Raw genomic sequence first — 17,552 nt, forward strand, 5'->3', positions numbered from 1 at the left:
TGTTGTGCGAAGCATTCCAGGAGAAACAATGTCAGCTGCAAATCCCACTCGCGATGATTTCGCGAGCATGCTCGAAGAATCATTCACCGCCGGCCATTCCGGCGAGGGCCAGGTTGTCCGGGGCACGATCACCGCGATCGAAAAGGACATGGCCATCATCGATGTCGGCCTCAAGGTCGAAGGCCGCGTGCCGCTGAAGGAATTCGGCGCCAAGGGCAAGGATTCCTCCCTCAAGGTCGGCGACACCGTCGAGGTCTATGTCGAGCGCATCGAGAACGCGCTTGGCGAGGCCATGCTGTCGCGCGAGAAGGCCCGCCGCGAGGAGAGCTGGGTGCGCCTCGAAGAGAAGTTCACCAAGGGTGAGCGCGTCGAAGGCGTCATCTTCAACCAGGTCAAGGGCGGCTTCACCGTCGATCTCGACGGCGCCGTGGCGTTCCTGCCGCGCAGCCAGGTCGACATCCGTCCGATCCGCGACGTCTCGCCGCTGATGCACAACCCGCAGCCCTTCGAGATCCTCAAGATGGATCGCCGCCGCGGCAACATCGTGGTGTCGCGCCGCACCGTGCTCGAGGAGAGCCGCGCCGAACAGCGTTCGGAAATCGTGCAGAACCTCGAGGAAGGCCAGGTGGTCGAGGGCGTGGTCAAGAACATCACCGACTACGGTGCGTTCGTCGACCTCGGCGGCATCGACGGCCTGCTGCATGTCACCGACATGGCATGGCGCCGCGTCAACCATCCGACCGAGATCCTCAACATCGGCCAGACGGTCAAGGTGCAGATCATCCGCATCAACCAGGAAACCCATCGCATTTCGCTCGGCATGAAGCAGCTCGAGAGCGATCCGTGGTCGGATATCGGCACCAAGTTCCCGATCGGCAAGAAGATCAAGGGCACCGTCACCAACATCACCGACTACGGCGCGTTCGTCGAGCTGGAGCCGGGCATCGAGGGCCTCATCCACGTTTCGGAAATGTCGTGGACGAAGAAGAACGTGCATCCCGGCAAGATCCTGTCGACGACGCAGGAAGTCGACGTGGTGGTGCTCGAGGTCGATCCGGCCAAGCGCCGCATCTCGCTCGGTCTCAAGCAGACGCTGGAGAACCCGTGGGAAGCCTTCGCGCGCAACCATCCGGTCGGCAGCCAGGTCGAGGGCGAGGTCAAGAACAAGACCGAGTTCGGCCTGTTCATCGGCCTGGAAGGCGACGTGGACGGCATGGTGCACCTCTCCGACCTCGACTGGACACGTCCGGGCGAGCAGGTGATCGAAGAGTACAATCGCGGCGACATGGTCAAGGCGCAGGTGCTCGACGTCGACATCGAGAAGGAGCGCATCTCGCTCGGCATCAAGCAGCTGGCCCGCGACACGGTCGGCGAGGCGGCGAGCAGCGGCGAGCTGCGCAAGAACGCCGTCGTTACCTGCGAGGTCACCGCGGTGAAGGATGGCGGTCTGGAAGTACGGCTGGTCGACAGCGGCCTCGATACCTTCATCAAGCGTTCGGACCTTTCCCGTGACCGCGACGAGCAGCGCCCCGAGCGCTTCACCGTCGGCCAGAAGGTCGACGCCCGCGTCATCGCCTTCGACAAGAAGACCCGCAAGCTGCAGGTCTCGATCAAGGCGCTGGAAATCGCCGAGGAGAAGGAAGCGGTCGCCCAGTACGGCTCGACCGACTCCGGCGCCTCGCTGGGAGACATCCTGGGCGCGGCGCTGAAGAAGCAGGGCAACTAATCCTTTGCCGAAAGCAAAAACCCCGCCGGAGCGATCCGGCGGGGTTTTTCATTGCACTTTGATCTATGAGGTCAGGCTCGCCCATAGAGCGGCACCAGCGTGCCGCTCATCGCCTGATTGGCGGGCGAAGCGAGATAGGCGATCGCCTCGGCGGCGGCCTCGAGGCTGACCCATTTGGTGAAATCGGCGTCGGGCATGTCGGCGCGGGTGGCGGGCGTGTCGAGCGTCGAGGGCGCGACCGCATTGACCAGGATGCCCTTGTGCTTCAGCTCCTCGGCCATCGCCTGGGTCATCGCGGCGACCGCCGCCTTGCTCGCGGCGTAGGCGACCATTCCGGCGCCGCGCCTGGGCTCAAGCCCGGCGCGCGCGCTGACGTTGACGATGCGCCCCGCGGTGCCCGACGTCAGCATCGAGCGCACCGCGGCGCGGCTGCAAAGGAAGGTGGTCCGCGCATTGGTGTCCATCATCTCGACAAAGGATGCCGTCTCGATCTTTTCGACCGGCGCCATGGTGAAACCGCCGGCAAGATGGATCGAAGCCCAAAGCTCCGGAACCTGATGGTAGAAGGCCTCGACCTTGGCGGAGTCCGACAGGTCGACATTGTGTGCCAGATGGACGCTGGCGTGAGCCGCGTAGGGAAAATGCGGCGGAGCCGCGGCATGCGCATTGGGCACGTGGCAAATCGCGCCCTGCTCCAGCAACCTGCCGACAACCGCGCCGCCGAGCGCCCCGGTGCCGCCCGTCACCACGACATGCCTGCCGTTAAGCGTTTCCGTCATATTTCGACTGCTCCTGTCGTATTCTTATGGTTATGCCGCCCCAGCCTCGAACGTCGCGCCTTTCGCGTTGTCACTCAATTGAAATATCGACATGGCAGGCGTCCCGTCTTTGCATGCGTCGACACGCAGCCGCGTGACGTGACGCGGGCCGCGTCTCGGCCGGATGGGACGATCGCCAGGAGCCTCAATCGACGGTGATTTCTATAACCCGCGGCTTGCCGCCCGCCCGCGCGCGCTTCAGCGCACCGGCCAGGTCACCGACCCCTGTCAGCCGCTCGGCTTCGATGCCGTAGGCCTCGGCGAGCTTGCAGAAATCCGGCGGTGCCGGCGACACGCCGACCGGCTCGACGCCGGCATCAAGCATCGAGGTCTCGATCTCGCGATAGCCGCGATTGTTCCAGACGACGAAGATCACCGGCGCCTCGGCGTCGAGCGCCGCGCCGAGCTCCGGCAAGGTGAACTGGAAGCCGCCGTCGCCGGTGAGGCACACGACCGGCGCTTCGGGCACGGCAAGGGCGGCACCGATCGCCGCCGGCGGACCGTAGCCCAGCGCGCCGAAACCGGTCGCGGCATTGAACCAGCCGGCCGGACGGTCGTGGTCGTAATAGAGGTTGGCGGCGTAGATCGGTTGCGTCGAGTCGCCGACGATGATGGCGCCGGGCAGCGCGTCACGGATCGTCTCCACCGCGCGCAGTTGCGCCAGGTAGTCCGGCCGCAGCTCCGCCAGAGCGGCCTCTCGCCCTGCGGCAGCGCGGGCTTCGCCGTCTTTCGCGGCGACATGAGCGGCGCCGAGTGCAGCCAGCAGGGCAGAAAGCGCCTCGGCACAATCGGCGTGGATGCCAACCGTCACCGGACGGCGCGCGAGCTGGTCGGCGCCGATATCGATGCGGATGAGGCTCGGCGGCAGCACGAAGCCGCCATCGCCGTAGCCGTCATAGTCGGTGGGGCCGAATTCGGTGCCGGCGGCGATCACCAGATCGGCGTCCGCCATCATCGCGCGCACCGCCTTGAGGCTTGGGCTTGCGGGCACCAAGAGCGGGTGGCCATGCAGCAGGCCGCGCGCATTGGCGGTCTCGACCACCGGCGCGCCGAGCGCTTCGGCGAAACGCGTCAGCGCCGCGTCGGCTTTCTTGGCACCGCCACCGGCAAGAATCAGCGGACGGCGAGCCGCCTTGATCAACCTCGCAGCCTCGGCAACAGCCGCCGCGTCCGGAGCGGGCGGCGCGGCGTTGCCGAGCACCGGCGCGAGCCCCTCGGCGGGCTTCACCATGACGTTTGTCGGGATCTCGATGTGAACCGGACCCGGCCGCGACGAGGAGAAGACGGCGAAGGCTCGGGCGAGCGCACCCGGCAGTTCCTCGGCCTCGGTGACACGCTCGGAAGACAGCGCCACCTTCTCCATCATGCCGCGCTGGTCCGGCAGTTCGTGCAGGAAGCCCAAACCCTTGCCGAGCGTATCGGTGGCATTGACACCGGAGATCACCAGCATCGGCACCGAATCGGCGCGCGCCTGGCCCATCGCGGTGATGGTGTTGGTGAGGCCGGGCCCGGTGATGACGAAAGCCACGCCCGGCCGGCCGCCGGCGCGGGCGTAGCCGTCGGCCATGAAGCCGGCGCCCTGCTCGTGGCGCGGCGTGATGTGGCGGATATTCGAACGCGCCAGGCCGCGATAAAGCTCGACCGTATGCACGCCCGGAATGCCGAAGACGGTGTCGACGCCATGCGCCTCGAGCAAGGTTATGAGCGCTTCGCCGAGCGTGGTCATTGGTTTTCTCCCTTTGGAGAGGATCACTGTTAACGGAAACAGTGATCCGCTCTATCTCTTTGTTTGTTACGCAATTCCGGACGGGAAACCGCTCCTCACCTTTTCCTGGAATTGCTCTAGACCGTGATGGCGTTTCGTTGAATTGCCTTCCCGATCTAACCTTTGTTGAGCATGATCTTTCTCCGAAAACTCGTTCCTACTTTTCGGAATCATGCTTCAGCGGCGCGAGGCCGAGTTCGGCCTCGACAGCCTTGATGCCAATCGCCGCCAACTCGCCGGGCGAGAACATCTCACCGGCCAGGCAGCCTTCGATCCAAAGCCCGTCGATGATCGCATTGATGGCGATGGCATGACGGCGAAGCTGACTTGCGTCCGGTTCGCGCTGTTCGGCGGCGAGCACCTCGGCGACGACCGCTTCCACCTCGTTACGAAAGCCAAGATAGCCTTCGCGGTGAGCGCGGGCGAGCGTCGGATCCGCACCGGCACGGCCGATGAAGGTCGCCCAGAGCGAAAACACCCGCTGGTCGATGATCGGCGCGCTGAGATTGGCGGTGACGAAAGCGGCAAGGCGTTGGCGAGGCGACGCCTCTTCCATGACCAATGCCGCTTTCGCCTGCTCGGTCATGCGGCCGACCAGCGCCGTATAGGCCCCCTGCAGCAATTCTTCCTTGCCGGGGAAATAGTGCCGGATCAGGCCGGCGGTGACGCCGGCACGCAATGCGATGGTGCGCAAAGTGGCGCCCTGCAGGCCATATTCCGCCACGCAGTCCAGAGTCGCTTCGATCAGATCCTGCCGCCGCCGCTCCTCGCCCTCGCGACGGAACTTGCGGCGCGCCGTCATCGGCGCAGGATCGGCCGCGTCAGGCATGTCGGCCCGCCTTCGCAGGCGATACAGAGCGCATCCGCCTCGAAAATCTCAACCGTGCAGCCGGCGGCCTCCATCGCGGCTTTGGTCTTGGGAAAGCCCGCAACGGCAATGACCTTGTGCGGGCTGGTCGGCAGCACGTTCAGGCTGAGGCCGTTGGAAGCGGCGAATTCTCCGGCGTCGCCTTCGACCAGCCTGATGCCGCGCGCCTTCAGCATCTGATAGAACGGAGCCGGCAACAGCGGCGAATAGACCAGCGCGAGATCGTCGGCCAGCGGGCTGATCACCGACATCAGATGCAGGCACGCCTCTTCCCCCTGCCACAGCGGCAGATCAAAACCGTAGACGGAAATTCCCAGCGGCGTCAGCAGGTTCGAAACCTGCTGGATGCCTTCCTGGTTGGAGCGGACCCCGCGCCCGATCGCCAGCGTGCGGGCATCCACCCATACGCAATCACCGCCTTCGACCTGGCCAGGAGCCTCGACGCGGCCGAGGATCGGAATACCCAGCCCTCTGTAGGTTTCCTCATGCAGAGAGGGTTCCCTGGCGCGCAATGGCTTGCCCATGGACAGGATCAGCGCACCGTGCTCGGTCATCAGCGATGGGTCGTGCGTGAACAACGAATCCGAAAGGCCGTCGGCCTTGTCCTCGATCCATTCGATTTCGGCGCCGGAAGCCGCGACCAGTTCAGCAAGGGCCGCGTGCTGCGACGCTGCCTTCGCCGGGTTGAACCCGGGGCCATAGTGCCATTGAGCTCTGTCGGCGTCGCGCATGGCGTTCGCCGCCGACCGCATGAGCACGCGCCGCAGTGGCGCCGCCATGGATTGTGATCCGAAAGCGCTCATCAATGCCCTTTTAAGATGAAAAAAACCGAAAAAATTTCATGAACGGCTATTTATACACTTGCGCAACAAGGTCGCAAGTGCCGTAATGAACGGGATTGACGGGCTCGCGCTGCCGGGTCCATGCTGAAGTGAGGAGCGGGACAGTACAGCGTATGTTGATGAGCCGGATGGACGTTCGACGAACTGCCGTCGCCCCCATAGAGGTTACCCGGTGAGCGCGGTGGAAGCCGCCGCAGTCCCAGCCGGCCAAGCGCAGAGCGGCGCCGCCGAAGCCATCCATGTCGAGAACCTGCACAAGAAGTTCGGCCAGTTGCATGTGCTGAAGGGCGTTTCGCTGTCGGCGCGCGACGGCGAGGTGATCGCCATCATCGGCGGCTCGGGCTCCGGCAAGTCGACGCTGCTGCGCTGCATCAACTGCCTGGAAAACCCGACCAGCGGCATCATCCGTGTCAATGGCGAGGAGATCAAGCTGAAGGCCGAGAGCCACGGCCATACGGTTCCTGCCGACCGCAAGCAGATCGAGCGCATCCGCTCGAGACTCGGCATGGTGTTCCAAAACTTCAACCTGTGGAGCCACATGACGCTGATCGAGAACGTCATCGAGGTTCCGGTGCACGTGCTCGGCGTCAAGCGCGACGAGGCGATCGCCCAGGCCGAGAAGCTGCTCGCCCGGGTCGGGCTGGCGGAGAAGCGTGACGTCTACCCGGCATTCCTGTCGGGCGGCCAGCAGCAGCGCGCCGCGATCGCCAGGGCGCTGGCGATCAATCCGCGCGTCATGCTGTTCGACGAGCCGACCTCCGCGCTCGATCCGGAACTGGTCGGCGAGGTGCTGAAGGTGATCGGCGACCTGGCGCGCGAGGGGCGCACCATGGTGCTGGTGACGCATGAAATGAAATTCGCCCGCGAGGTCGCGACCCATGTCGTCTACCTCTACAACGGGCTGGTCGAGGAAGAAGGCCCGCCGGAACAGCTGTTCGGCGCGCCGAAATCCGAAAGGCTCAAGCAATTCCTCCGCAATGTCGGCTAGGGCCGGCGTCAAGCGGAGCGAAAACCGGGAACGACAACAAACTGGGAGTCCTGAAATGAAGACTGTTCTCAAGACCTTCGCCGCGGCGCTGCTGTTCGGCGTCGCCGCGATGGGCGTGGCCAAGGCCGATCAGGTCAAGATCGGCGTCGCCGCCGAGCCCTACCCGCCGTTCACCTCGCCGGATGCGACGGGCAAGTGGGTCGGCTGGGAGATCGATTTCATCGACGCCGTCTGCGCCGAGGAGAAGCTCGACTGCGTCATCACGCCCGTTGCCTGGGACGGCATCATTCCGGCGCTCACCACCAAGAAGATCGACCTCATCGTCTCCTCGATGTCGATCACCGACGAGCGCAAGAAGACGATCGACTTCTCGGATAAGTACTACAACACGCCGACAGCAATCATCGGACCGAAGGATCAGAAGTTCGGCGCCACGCCGGACGATCTTAAAGGCAAGGTGATCGGCGTTCAGGTGTCGACCGTGCATGCCGTCTACGCCAAGAAGCACTTCACCGGCGCGCAGGAGATCAAGGAATACCAGACGCAGGACGAGGCCAACAACGATCTCGCCGCCGGCCGTCTCGATGCGGTGCAGGCCGACTCCATCGCGCTCGGCGAATTCCTCAAGACGGACCAGGGCAAGGCCTGCTGCGATCTGAAGGGCATGGTCGCGCCGGACGACGAGGTGCTGGGACCGGGCGTCGGCGCCGGCGTGCGCAAGGAAGACACCGCGCTCAAGGAAAAGATCAACGCCGGCATCAAGGCCATCCGCGCCAACGGTAAGTACGATGAGATCTCGAAGAAATACTTCGACTTCGACATCTATGGCGGCGCCACGCAGTCGAACTGACGCCTCCTTTTGATGTTGGGGGCATGGCCAGCGCCATGCCCCTTGGCCCAAACCTTGCCACGCATGCCCGCCGCTGAACGCTGCGGTCGGCGGCTGCCAGCAATTCGGGGGCGAAGCTGATCAATGCCTTTCTTCCGGCCTCGGCGGCCGGCATCATCGAGCTCCTGTCGCCCGTGCCGCCCGGCTGGGGCGGCACCCTGCTGGTCGGATTGCTGCATTCGATCGAGATCGCCATCGGCGCCACCTGCCTTGGCCTTTTGATCGGCACCGGCGGCGCCTGGGGCAAGCTTTACGGCGGACCGGTGACGCGCGATCTGCTCGCCGTCTACACCACGGTGGTGCGCGCCGTGCCGGAACTGGTGCTGATCCTGCTGCTCTATTACGCCGGCACCGATCTCATCAATCAGCTGCTGACCGCGATGGGTTACCAGCGCGTCGACATCAGCGGGCTGGCCGCCGGCATTTTTGTCCTTGGCGTCGTGCAGGGCGCCTATTCGACGGAAGTCATCCGCGGCGCCATCCTGTCCATCCCACAAGGCCAGATCGAGGCCGCCCGCGCCTATGGCATGCCGCCCGGCCTGATGTTGAGGCGCATAACATTGCCGGCAATGCTGCCTTTCGCCATTCCCGGCCTTGCCAATCTCTGGCTGATCGCCACCAAGGACACCGCGTTGCTTGCCGTCGTTGGCTTCTTCGAACTGACGCTGGCGACGCGTCAGGCGGCCGGCGTCACCAAGGCCTATCTGGTCTTCTATCTTGCTGCCGGCGCGCTTTATCTGGCGCTGACGCTGTTTTCCAACGTGATCATCGGCCGCGTCGAGGCCTGGTCGCGGCGCGGCATGCCTTCCGTCAAGGAGGCGCGCTGATGTCGGCCGAAGCGACCGCGATCAACATGGCGGCGCGTGCCTCGCTCTGGCTGAAGCCGCACCGCATCGTGCTGATCCTAATCGCGCTGGGATTGGTCCTCTGCGCGGCCTTCTTCATGCGCTGGGACTGGCTGCCGCAATATTGGCAGATGGGGCTGCTCGGCATCTGGCGGTCGCTGTGGATCCTCGTCGTGACCTGCGCGCTGGGCTTTATACTGGCCGTACCGCTTGGGCTGGCGCAGGCCGGTGGGCCGTTCTGGCTCGCCGCACCGGCCAAGATCTTCTGCACCATCATCCGCGGTACGCCGCTGCTGCTGCAACTGTGGCTGCTCTACTACGGGCTGGGATCGCTTTTTCCGCAATATCCATGGATCCGCGAGTCCTGGATGTGGCTCTATCTCAGGCAAGCCTGGCCCTACGGCGTATTGGCGTTGACCTTGTCATTTGCCGGCTATGAAGGCGAGGTGATGCGCGGCGCCTTCGCCGGCGTGCCGAAAGGGCAGCTGGAAGCCGCGCGCGCCTTCGGCATGAGCCGCTTCAAGATCTTCCGCCGCATCTGGCTGCCGCAGGCCTTCTTCCGCGCGCTTCCGACACTGACCGGCGAAACCGTGCTGCAGCTCAAGTCGACGCCGCTGGTGGCGACGATCAGCGTCATCGATATCTTCGCCGTCTCGTCCAAGGTGCGGCAGGACACTTATCTCACCTACGAGCCCTTGCTGCTGCTGGCGCTGATCTACATGACCATCACCGGCATCCTGGTTCTCATCTTCAGCCGCATCGAGGCCCGGATTCCGGTCAAGATCGGTTAGTAGGGGAATAGGGGAATAGGGGAATAGGGGAGTGTTCAGCCACGATCCGCATTCACATTTCCATCCCCATTCGCTATTTGCTCCACAATTTCCCCCTACTCCCTTATTCCCTTACTCCCTCAGGACGGCTCCGATGCAACTCACTCTCGACCAGGCAACAGGGCTCTGCCGCATGGCGGCGCTCGGCGCCGGCGCCAATGAAGAAGCGACGCAGTCGCTGGTTGCCTCGATCATCGCGGCGGAAGCAGAAGGCCTGTCGGCGGTCGGCCTGTCGCATTTCATCGACTATCTGGAGGCGATCGAGGACGGCCGCATCGACGGCAATGCCGATCCGGTCGTCACCCGGCCGGCGCTGGCCGCCTACCTCTCCGATGCGCGCGGCGGACTTGCCCATACCGGCTTCGACCGCACTATCGATGACCTCGTCAAGGCAGCGAGGCTTTTCGGCGTCGCCATCTTCTCCCAGAGGAACGCCTATACCTGCGGCGCGCTCGGCTATTTCACCGGACGGCTGGCAGCGCAGGGGCTGGTCTCGTTCGCCGCCACCAACGGGCCGGCGGTGCTTGCAGGCTCGGGCTCGGTCAAGCCGGTCTACTGCACCAACCCGATGTCCTTTGCCGCGCCTGCCGCGGACGGGCCGCCGTTGGTGATCGACCAATCGTCGAGCGCCACCGCCTTCGTCAACATCCGCAAGGCGGCGGAAGACGGAAGGAAGATCCCCGAGGGCTGGGCACTCGATGCCAGCGGCAACCCGACCACCGATCCGGCGGCGGCGATGAAGGGCGCGATGCTCGCCTTCGGCGGCCAGCGCGGCGCCAACATCGCGCTTATGGTCGAGGTGCTGGCGGCGGGGATTTCCGGCGCCAACTGGTCGCTCGACGCACCCTGGTTCTCCGGCGGGCCGGACAGCCCCGGAACCGGGCTCTTCGTGCTCGCTATCGAGCCCAAATTGGTCGATCCGGATTTTGAGCAGCGCATGAAGGACCAGCTCGACCGGCTGCGGCGGCGCTACGGCGTGCACATCCCCGGCCGTGCCCGGGCAGAGGCCGCTGAAAAGGCGACGGCGCGCGGTGTCGATATCCCGAAGGCGGTCGTGCAGCGCATTTCCGAATTCGCCGAACGCTACTCGGCCTGATCGAGGCATCGCCAGGCAACAAGGCGCGCATTTGCTTCGCGCCGCTTTGAACCTTTCTTAGCCCGGCAGCGACCCATCAGCGGCACCCCACATCGCAAGCCGCAAAAGGGTGGCTTGGGTCGCGGCTTGCGATTGGCGGCCGTCGCGCCGGGCGTCCAGGGCCGGGGCGGGCGTGCTTGCTTCACGCCGCCTTGATACCGTCTCAGGTCAGGCCGCCTCGTTGGACCCTGTTTCGGTGCGCTCACTGCCCGGAAAACCCCGCCTCGGCGGGGTTTTCTGTTTCTCACTGCGGCAATAAAACATGCGAAAGTTCGTCAGGTTTATTCTCTTTGACGGAGTGGACGCCTTTGCGTCCGTCAAATCAGCAAAAAGGAGACCGCATGTTCGCCAGCACCGACACGTCCAGACCAAGGCTTATCGTTCCGGCCCTAGGCGGACTCTATGCGACGCTGAACAATGCGGCCGAAACGCTGCTGCGCGCCGTTGCCGGGGCGTTCCTCGCCATTCATGGCTCGCAGGAGATCGTCAATCCGTTTGGCGCCACGGAAATGGTCGAAGGTCTGGGCTTCTATCCTGGCGTCTTCTGGTCGCCGCTGCTCGCCTGCACCGAATTCTTCGGCGGCATTTTGATTGCCATCGGCCTCGTCACCCGCCCGGCCGCTTTCGCCGGCCTGATCGTGCTTCTGGTCACGGTATGGTTCCACTGGGTCACCATGGGCCAGGGCTTTTCGGGCGCGGAAAAGTCGCTGCTCTGGGCGGCAATCCTCGCCTTCTTCGTCATCCGAGGCGGCAACCGGCATTCGGTCGACGCGCGCATCGGCCGGGCGTTCTGAGCGGCTTTTACCCTGACGCAATTCGGCACGGAAAACCGCTCCACACTTTCCTGGAATTACTAAAAAACAAGGCGGCGGCGCTCTTTGCCTTTGACGCGAAACGGATTAAGAAGCGGCTCAGCCAAGCTTTTGCGCGCGGAGCCAGCCATGACCGAAATCCTGCAGACCCCCAAGCTCGTCGTCGTGTTCGGCGGCTCGGGATTCGTCGGCCGTCATGTCGTTCGCGCGCTCGCCAAGCGCGGCTATCGCATCCGGGTCGCCTGCCGGCGGCCCGACCTTGCCGGCCATGTGCAGCCGCTCGGCAATGTCGGCCAGATCCAGCCGGTGCAGGCCAATGTGCGCGTGCGCTGGTCGGTCGACCGCGCCGTTCAGGGCGCCGACCACGTCGTCAACCTCGTCGCCATACTGCATGAGAGCGGCCGGCAGAAATTCGGCTCCGTGCACGAGTTCGGCGCGCGCGCCGTCGCCGAGGCCGCGCGATCGGTCGGCGCCGGCCTCACCCATATATCGGCGCTCGGCGCCGACCTCAACTCGCCGTCGGGATATGCCCGCACCAAGGCTCTCGGCGAGAAAGCAGTGTTCGAGACGGTGCCCGACGCCGTCGTCTTGCGGCCCTCGATCAATTTCGGACCCGAGGACGCCTTCTTCAACCGCTTCGCCAACATGGCGCGCTTCTCGCCCGTGCTGCCGCTGATCGGCGGCGGGGAGACGAAATTCCAGCCGATCTATGTCGGCGACGTTGCCGAGGCGGTGGCACGCTCGGTCGACGGCAAGGTCGAGCGTGGCCAGACCTATGAGCTCGGCGGCCCGCAGGTGTTGACCTTCAAGGAATGCATGCAGGAGCTGCTCGCCGTTATCGACCGCAGACGCCTCCTGGTGCCGGTGCCGTGGTGGATGGCCAATATCCAAGCCTCGATCCTGCAGCTGTTGCCCAATCCGCTGCTGACCAAGGACCAGGTGCTGCAGCTGCGCGAGCACAACGTCGTCTCCGAAGCCGCCGCCCAGGCGAACAGAACGATCAATGGCCTCGGCATCCAGCCGCAGGCGATCGCCGCGATCCTGCCGAGCTATCTCTGGCGCTTCCGCGCCGCCGGCCAGTTCCAGCAGCGCCGGCCGATCGCCGACCGGTAGACTGTTCCGATCGGGACCCGTTCCAATCAGGCGCGGCGGGAAATCTGCATCGGCAGGCCGCCCTGCGGCTGCGTGGTCAGCTTCTGCACCGGCCATGGCCGGGTTTGTGACGTTACGTCGAAACGGAAGCGCGACAACAGGATGGCCAAAGCAATGATCGCCTCCTGCATGGCGAAGCTGGCGCCGATGCAGACGCGCGGCCCGGCGCCGAAAGGCAGATACTGGAAGCGGTCGATCCGTTCGCGGTTCTCCGGATGGAAGCGCTCCGGCATGAAGGCGTCCGGCCTGTCCCATAGCTTGCGATGGCGATGCACCACCCAGGGCATCACCAGCACGGCGGCGTATCTCGGGATATAGAGGCCGTTCCAGGTCTCCGGCTCGATCGGCTCGCGATTGATCGAGGGCGCTGGCGGATAAAGCCTCAGCGCTTCCTCGAAGGCGGCGCGGGTGAGCGGCATGGCGTCCAGCCATCTTGTCGGATCGGGCTCGCGCGCTAGCATCGCATCGATCTCCTGCTCGACCTTGTCGCGCTCCCAGGGCGCTTCGGCGAGACAGTAGATCGTCCAGCCGAGCGCGCGCGCCGTGGTCTCGTGCCCGGCGCCGATGAAGGTGATGATGTTGTCCTCGACCTCGGCGCGGGTCAGGCCGTCCGGCCCCTCGGCTTTCAGGAGTAGCGTCAGGAAATCCTGCGGCACGCCGTCGGGATCGCGCTTCAGCCGCTCCTCGCGCATTTTCACCGTGTTGGCAACGATGTTGCGGAAATACGCCATGGTCTTGCGGCCGCGGATGCGGGTCAGCCGCGGCAGCCATTCCGGGGCGCGCAACAGGTCGAGCGGATCGACCCGGCCCATGGTCTCGAACAGGCGGTCGATCTCCTTGGCGAAGCTGCCGGGCTCGCCGGCGATCTCGCCAGAAAACAGCGTCTCGGCCAGCATATCATAGGTGAGCATCGTCATGTCGCGGGCGACGTCGGTCGTACCGCCGGCCTCGTAGCGGGTGGCGAATTCCAGCGTGCGCTTCAGCATCGGCTCGGCGAAACCGAAGATGTGGCGCGGCGTGAACACCGGCGCCATCGCCTTGCGCGAGCGCTTCCACACCTCGCCCTCGGCGGTGAGCAAGCCGTCGCGCAGGATCGGGCGCAGGATCAGCTGGCGCACCGTCGCCATCTTGTAGTTCCTGGCGTTGTCGACCAGCACGTGGCGGATGAGGCCGGGATCGTTGGCGATGACCAGCGGCCCGCCGATACCGGTCACCGAGATCCAGGGCTCGTTGTAGGTATGCTCGCCCCACAGCTCGAGCGGGTTGCGGTAGACGATGCGCATCATCTCCAGCGTCGAGGGCGGCTGGGTGCGCGGCTTCGGCGCAGGCGGCACGAAGGGGGCGGGCTTTGTGTCCATCGGATGCTCCGCTACGACGGCAAATGTAATGCGCGGCAAAGCGGGCGTCCATGTGACCGAACGGAAAGCCCATGGAGAGACCGCCTCGCCTGAATGTGAACGGCGCCCTTCGATGGCTGCTTGTTGACCGTGACCGGTTCCTTTAGTCGCCAACGGATACCGTCAATCGAGGAGCCACCCGTGAAGCACCAGTTGAGCATCATCATCGGCAGCACGCGACCGGGACGCGCCGGACCGATCTTCGCCGAGTGGCTGGAGGGGTTCGCGCGCGAGCACGGCAAGTTCGAGCCGGTGCTCGCCGACATTGCCGCCTTCAAGCTGCCGCTGCTCGACGAGCCGCATCATCCACGCCTGCGCAAATACGAGAACGACCACACCAAGGCCTGGTCGAAGGCGATCGACGCCGCCGACGCCTTCGTCTTCGTGGCGCCGGAATACAACTACTTCGCCGCTCCGGCGATTGTTAACGCCGTCGACTATCTGCTCAAGGAGTGGCGCTACAAGCCCGCCGCCATCTTCAGCTATGGCGGGGTGTCCGGCGGCCTGCGCGCGGCACAGGCGCTGAAGCCGCTGCTGACCTCGGTCGGCGTCATGCCGATCCCGGAAGGCGTGGCGCTGCCTTCCTACAGGACCTTGCTCGACAAGGAGGGCGCGTATCATCCGGGCGAGCAGGTGCTGGGCGGCGCCAAGACCATGCTGGACGAGTTGTTCCGCTGGAGCGAGGCGCTGAAGGCGCTGCGCGCCGGCCTCCGGGCGGAATAGCAGACGTCCCGATATGACTGCTGCAACGCCGCACGCGGGCGAGGCTTTCGCGCCGGCATAGCCCGCTGCCCGCCCCGCGCTTCCCGGAGTATCGCGCCCGGCCTGCCAACGGCCGCTCGCCAAGCCGGCAAAACGCCTGCAAACCTTGGAAAAACGGCCATTTGCGCCTATATCTAGGACATCAAAACGGCGCGATTCGGGACCATTTTTCCGCGCCGGATCAGCGACATCAATCAGACAGGTATTTATGAGCGATCAGACCGAAAGCGCCATTGGCGCGGAAGCCGAGTATGGCGCCGATTCCATCAAAGTTTTGAAGGGGTTGGACGCTGTCCGCAAGCGGCCGGGCATGTATATCGGCGACACCGACGACGGCTCGGGCCTGCATCACATGGTCTATGAGGTGGTGGACAACGCCATCGACGAGGCGCTGGCCGGGCATGCCGACCTCGTCTCGGTGACGCTCAACCCCGACGGCTCGGTGACCGTCATCGACAATGGCCGCGGGATTCCGACCGATATCCATCCCAGCGAGGGCGTCTCGGCGGCCGAAGTGATCATGACCCAGCTGCATGCCGGCGGCAAATTCGACCAGAACTCCTACAAGGTTTCGGGCGGCCTGCACGGCGTCGGCGTCTCGGTGGTCAACGCTCTTTCGGCATGGCTCAAGCTCAAGATCCGTCGCAACGGCGAAATCTTCGAGATGAGCTTCACGCATGGCAATGCCGACGCTCCGCTGAAGGTGACCGGCACCTACGAGCAGGACAAGCGACCGGGGACCTATGAAGGCCGCAGCGGCAGCGAGATCACCTTCTTCCCGTCAGCCGAAACCTTCACCATGGTCGAATTCGACTACAACACGCTCGAGCACCGGCTGCGCGAGCTCGCCTTCCTCAATTCCGGCGTGCGCATCGTGCTGACCGACGCGCGCCATGCCGACCTCGTGCGCCACGAATTGCATTATGACGGCGGCCTAGAGGAATTCGTCAAGTATCTCGACCGGGTGAAGAAGCCGCTGATCGAGAAGCCGATCGCCATTCGCGCCGAGCGCGACGGCATCACCGTCGAGGTGGCGATGTGGTGGAACGACAGTTACCACGAGAACGTGCTGGCCTTCACCAACAACATCCCGCAGCGCGACGGCGGCACGCATCTGGCCGGATTCCGCGCCGCGCTGACCAGGCAGATCACCGGCTATGGCGAGTCCTCCGGCCAGACCAAGAAGGAAAAGGTTTCGCTCACCGGCGACGACTGCCGCGAAGGCCTGACGGCCGTTCTGTCGGTCAAGGTTCCGGATCCGAAATTCTCCTCGCAGACCAAGGACAAGCTGGTCTCCTCGGAAGTCCGGCCGGTGGTGGAAAGCCTGGTCAACGAGGCGCTGGGCACCTGGCTGGAAGAGCATCCAAGCGAAGGCAAGGTGGTGGTGGAGAAGGTGATCCAGGCGGCCGCCGCGCGCGAAGCCGCGCGCAAGGCGCGCGACATAACCCGCAAGAGCACGCTCGGCGTCACCTCGCTGCCCGGCAAGCTTGCCGACTGCCAAGAGCGCGATCCCGCGAAATCGGAAATCTTCATCGTTGAGGGCGACTCGGCCGGCGGCTCGGCCAAGGGCGGGCGCTCGCGCCAGAACCAGGCGATCCTGCCGCTGCGGGGCAAGATCCTGAATGTCGAGCGGGCGCGCTTCGACCGTATGCTCAGCTCCGACATGATCGGCACGCTGATCACGGCGCTCGGCACCTCGATCGGCAAGGACGAGTTCAACGCCGACAAGCTGCGCTACCACAAGATCATCCTGATGACGGACGCCGACGTCGACGGCGCCCACATCCGCACGCTGCTGCTCACCTTCTTCTTCCGGCAGATGCCGGAGCTGATCGAGCGCGGCCATCTCTACATCGCCCAGCCGCCGCTCTACAAAGTGACGCGGGGCAAGAGCTCGCAATATCTCAAGGACGAAAGCGCCTATGAGGAATATCTGATCGAGTCCGGGCTGGAAGAGGCTTCACTGACGCTCGCCTCCGGCGAGGTGCGGACCGGACAGGACCTGCGCGGCGCGGTCGACGACGCGTTGGCGGTGCGGCACCTGATCAACGGGCTGCACACGCGCTACAACCGCAGTGTCGTCGAGCAGGCGGCGATCGCCGGCGCGCTCAATGCCGACGTGCTCGCCGATCTCGGCCGCGCCACCGCCATGGCCGAACACGTCGCCAGGCGGCTCGACATGATCGCCGAGGAGACCGAGCGCGGCTGGAGCGGACGGCTGTCGACCTCCAATGACGGGTCGGGCGGCTATGTCTTCGAACGCACCGTGCGCGGCGTCAAGGACGCGGTCCAGCTCGATGCCGGGCTGATCAACTCGGCCGATGCGCGCCAGCTCGACCGCTATGCAGCGCGCCTGGCGGAAGTCTATGGCGAGCAGCCGACGCTGCGCCGCAAGGAGACTTCCGAGCTCCTTTCCGGACCGCTGGCGCTGCTCAACGCGGTGTTCGCGGCTGGCCGCAAGGGACTGACCATGCAGCGCTACAAGGGCCTTGGCGAGATGAACGCCGAACAGCTCTGGGAAACCACGCTGGATCCGAATGTGCGCTCGCTGCTTCAGGTCAAGGTGGCCGACGCGACCGACGCCGACAGCCTGTTCTCACGGCTGATGGGCGACGAGGTGGAGCCACGGCGCGAGTTCATCCAGGACAATGCGCTGTCGGTGGCCAATCTGGATATTTGACGGCCTGCCATCGGCCCTCTCAGCCTGCCGTCGGTCCGCCGTC

The 17,552-nt window shown here is 64.9% G+C and carries 15 protein-coding genes; 10 read left to right on the forward strand and 5 right to left on the reverse strand.

The genetic code is table 11. The features are described from left to right. The first annotated feature begins 28 nt into the window (after positions 1–28). Positions 29–1,726 carry a 30S ribosomal protein S1 gene (rpsA, locus tag EOD29_RS21530; RefSeq protein ID WP_067003396.1) on the forward strand — a complete coding sequence of 566 codons (1,698 nt, stop codon included), beginning with the start codon at positions 29–31 and terminating at the stop codon, positions 1,724–1,726. Positions 1,727–1,797: 71 nt separating this feature from the next. Here the strand turns inward: rpsA and EOD29_RS21535 are convergent, their stop codons facing one another. From EOD29_RS21535 to EOD29_RS21550, 4 genes are all read right to left on the reverse strand, one after another. Then, complete coding sequence (locus EOD29_RS21535) at positions 1,798–2,505, reverse strand: SDR family NAD(P)-dependent oxidoreductase (protein WP_127247780.1); 708 nt, start codon at positions 2,503–2,505, stop codon at positions 1,798–1,800. Positions 2,506–2,689: 184 nt separating this feature from the next. Then, positions 2,690–4,270 (reverse strand): 5-guanidino-2-oxopentanoate decarboxylase, encoded by a 1,581-nt coding sequence (locus EOD29_RS21540; RefSeq protein ID WP_127247782.1) that lies wholly within the window; start codon positions 4,268–4,270, stop codon positions 2,690–2,692. A gap of 196 nt (positions 4,271–4,466) precedes the next feature. Next, positions 4,467–5,138: a TetR family transcriptional regulator C-terminal domain-containing protein gene (locus tag EOD29_RS21545; protein ID WP_127247784.1), complete on the reverse strand. Its 672-nt coding sequence runs from the start codon at positions 5,136–5,138 to the stop codon at positions 4,467–4,469. Continuing rightward, positions 5,108–5,980, reverse strand: coding sequence for a dimethylarginine dimethylaminohydrolase family protein (locus EOD29_RS21550; RefSeq protein ID WP_127247786.1), 873 nt, complete (start codon positions 5,978–5,980; stop codon positions 5,108–5,110). Before EOD29_RS21550 ends, EOD29_RS21545 begins: the two co-directional genes overlap by 31 nt. Positions 5,981–6,191: 211 nt before the next feature. Here EOD29_RS21550 and EOD29_RS21555 point away from each other — a divergent pair, with 211 nt between their 5' ends. The 7 genes from EOD29_RS21555 (at position 6,192) to EOD29_RS21585 (ending at position 12,631) form a co-directional block, all read left to right on the forward strand. Continuing rightward, positions 6,192–7,007 carry an ABC transporter ATP-binding protein gene (locus EOD29_RS21555; RefSeq protein WP_127247788.1) on the forward strand — a complete coding sequence of 272 codons (816 nt, stop codon included), beginning with the start codon at positions 6,192–6,194 and terminating at the stop codon, positions 7,005–7,007. A gap of 55 nt (positions 7,008–7,062) precedes the next feature. Then, complete coding sequence (locus EOD29_RS21560; protein WP_067324186.1) at positions 7,063–7,857, forward strand: transporter substrate-binding domain-containing protein; 795 nt, start codon at positions 7,063–7,065, stop codon at positions 7,855–7,857. Positions 7,858–8,057: 200 nt separating this feature from the next. Continuing rightward, complete coding sequence (locus EOD29_RS21565; protein WP_127247917.1) at positions 8,058–8,723, forward strand: ABC transporter permease subunit; 666 nt, start codon at positions 8,058–8,060, stop codon at positions 8,721–8,723. Next, positions 8,723–9,532: an ABC transporter permease gene (locus EOD29_RS21570; RefSeq protein ID WP_127247789.1), complete on the forward strand. Its 810-nt coding sequence runs from the start codon at positions 8,723–8,725 to the stop codon at positions 9,530–9,532. Before EOD29_RS21565 ends, EOD29_RS21570 begins: the two co-directional genes overlap by 1 nt. Positions 9,533–9,665: 133 nt before the next feature. Beyond that, on the forward strand, positions 9,666–10,667 hold the full coding sequence (locus EOD29_RS21575) for an Ldh family oxidoreductase (RefSeq protein WP_095799181.1): 1,002 nt from the start codon (positions 9,666–9,668) through the stop codon (positions 10,665–10,667). A 380-nt stretch (positions 10,668–11,047) separates the two neighbouring features. Continuing rightward, positions 11,048–11,500 (forward strand): DoxX family protein, encoded by a 453-nt coding sequence (locus EOD29_RS21580; protein ID WP_127247791.1) that lies wholly within the window; start codon positions 11,048–11,050, stop codon positions 11,498–11,500. 147 nt (positions 11,501–11,647) lie between these two features. Then, the gene (locus EOD29_RS21585; protein WP_095799180.1) at positions 11,648–12,631 is read left to right on the forward strand and encodes a complex I NDUFA9 subunit family protein; all 984 of its coding nucleotides are present in this window, start codon (positions 11,648–11,650) and stop codon (positions 12,629–12,631) included. A gap of 26 nt (positions 12,632–12,657) precedes the next feature. Here EOD29_RS21585 and EOD29_RS21590 read toward each other — a convergent pair whose 3' ends face one another. Next, on the reverse strand, positions 12,658–14,028 hold the full coding sequence (locus EOD29_RS21590) for a cytochrome P450 (protein WP_095799179.1): 1,371 nt from the start codon (positions 14,026–14,028) through the stop codon (positions 12,658–12,660). Positions 14,029–14,208: 180 nt separating this feature from the next. On the opposite strand from EOD29_RS21590, the gene EOD29_RS21595 reads away from it, so the two are divergent. Both EOD29_RS21595 and gyrB read left to right on the forward strand, forming a co-directional pair. Continuing rightward, the gene (locus EOD29_RS21595) at positions 14,209–14,790 is read left to right on the forward strand and encodes an NADPH-dependent FMN reductase (RefSeq protein ID WP_095799178.1); all 582 of its coding nucleotides are present in this window, start codon (positions 14,209–14,211) and stop codon (positions 14,788–14,790) included. Positions 14,791–15,037: 247 nt separating this feature from the next. Next, the gene (gene gyrB / locus EOD29_RS21600; RefSeq protein ID WP_127247793.1) at positions 15,038–17,509 is read left to right on the forward strand and encodes a DNA topoisomerase (ATP-hydrolyzing) subunit B; all 2,472 of its coding nucleotides are present in this window, start codon (positions 15,038–15,040) and stop codon (positions 17,507–17,509) included. Positions 17,510–17,552: the final 43 nt, after the last annotated feature.

The sequence above is a fragment of the Mesorhizobium sp. M1A.T.Ca.IN.004.03.1.1 genome, assembly GCF_003997555.1.
Taxonomy (GTDB): Bacteria; Pseudomonadota; Alphaproteobacteria; order Rhizobiales; family Rhizobiaceae; genus Mesorhizobium.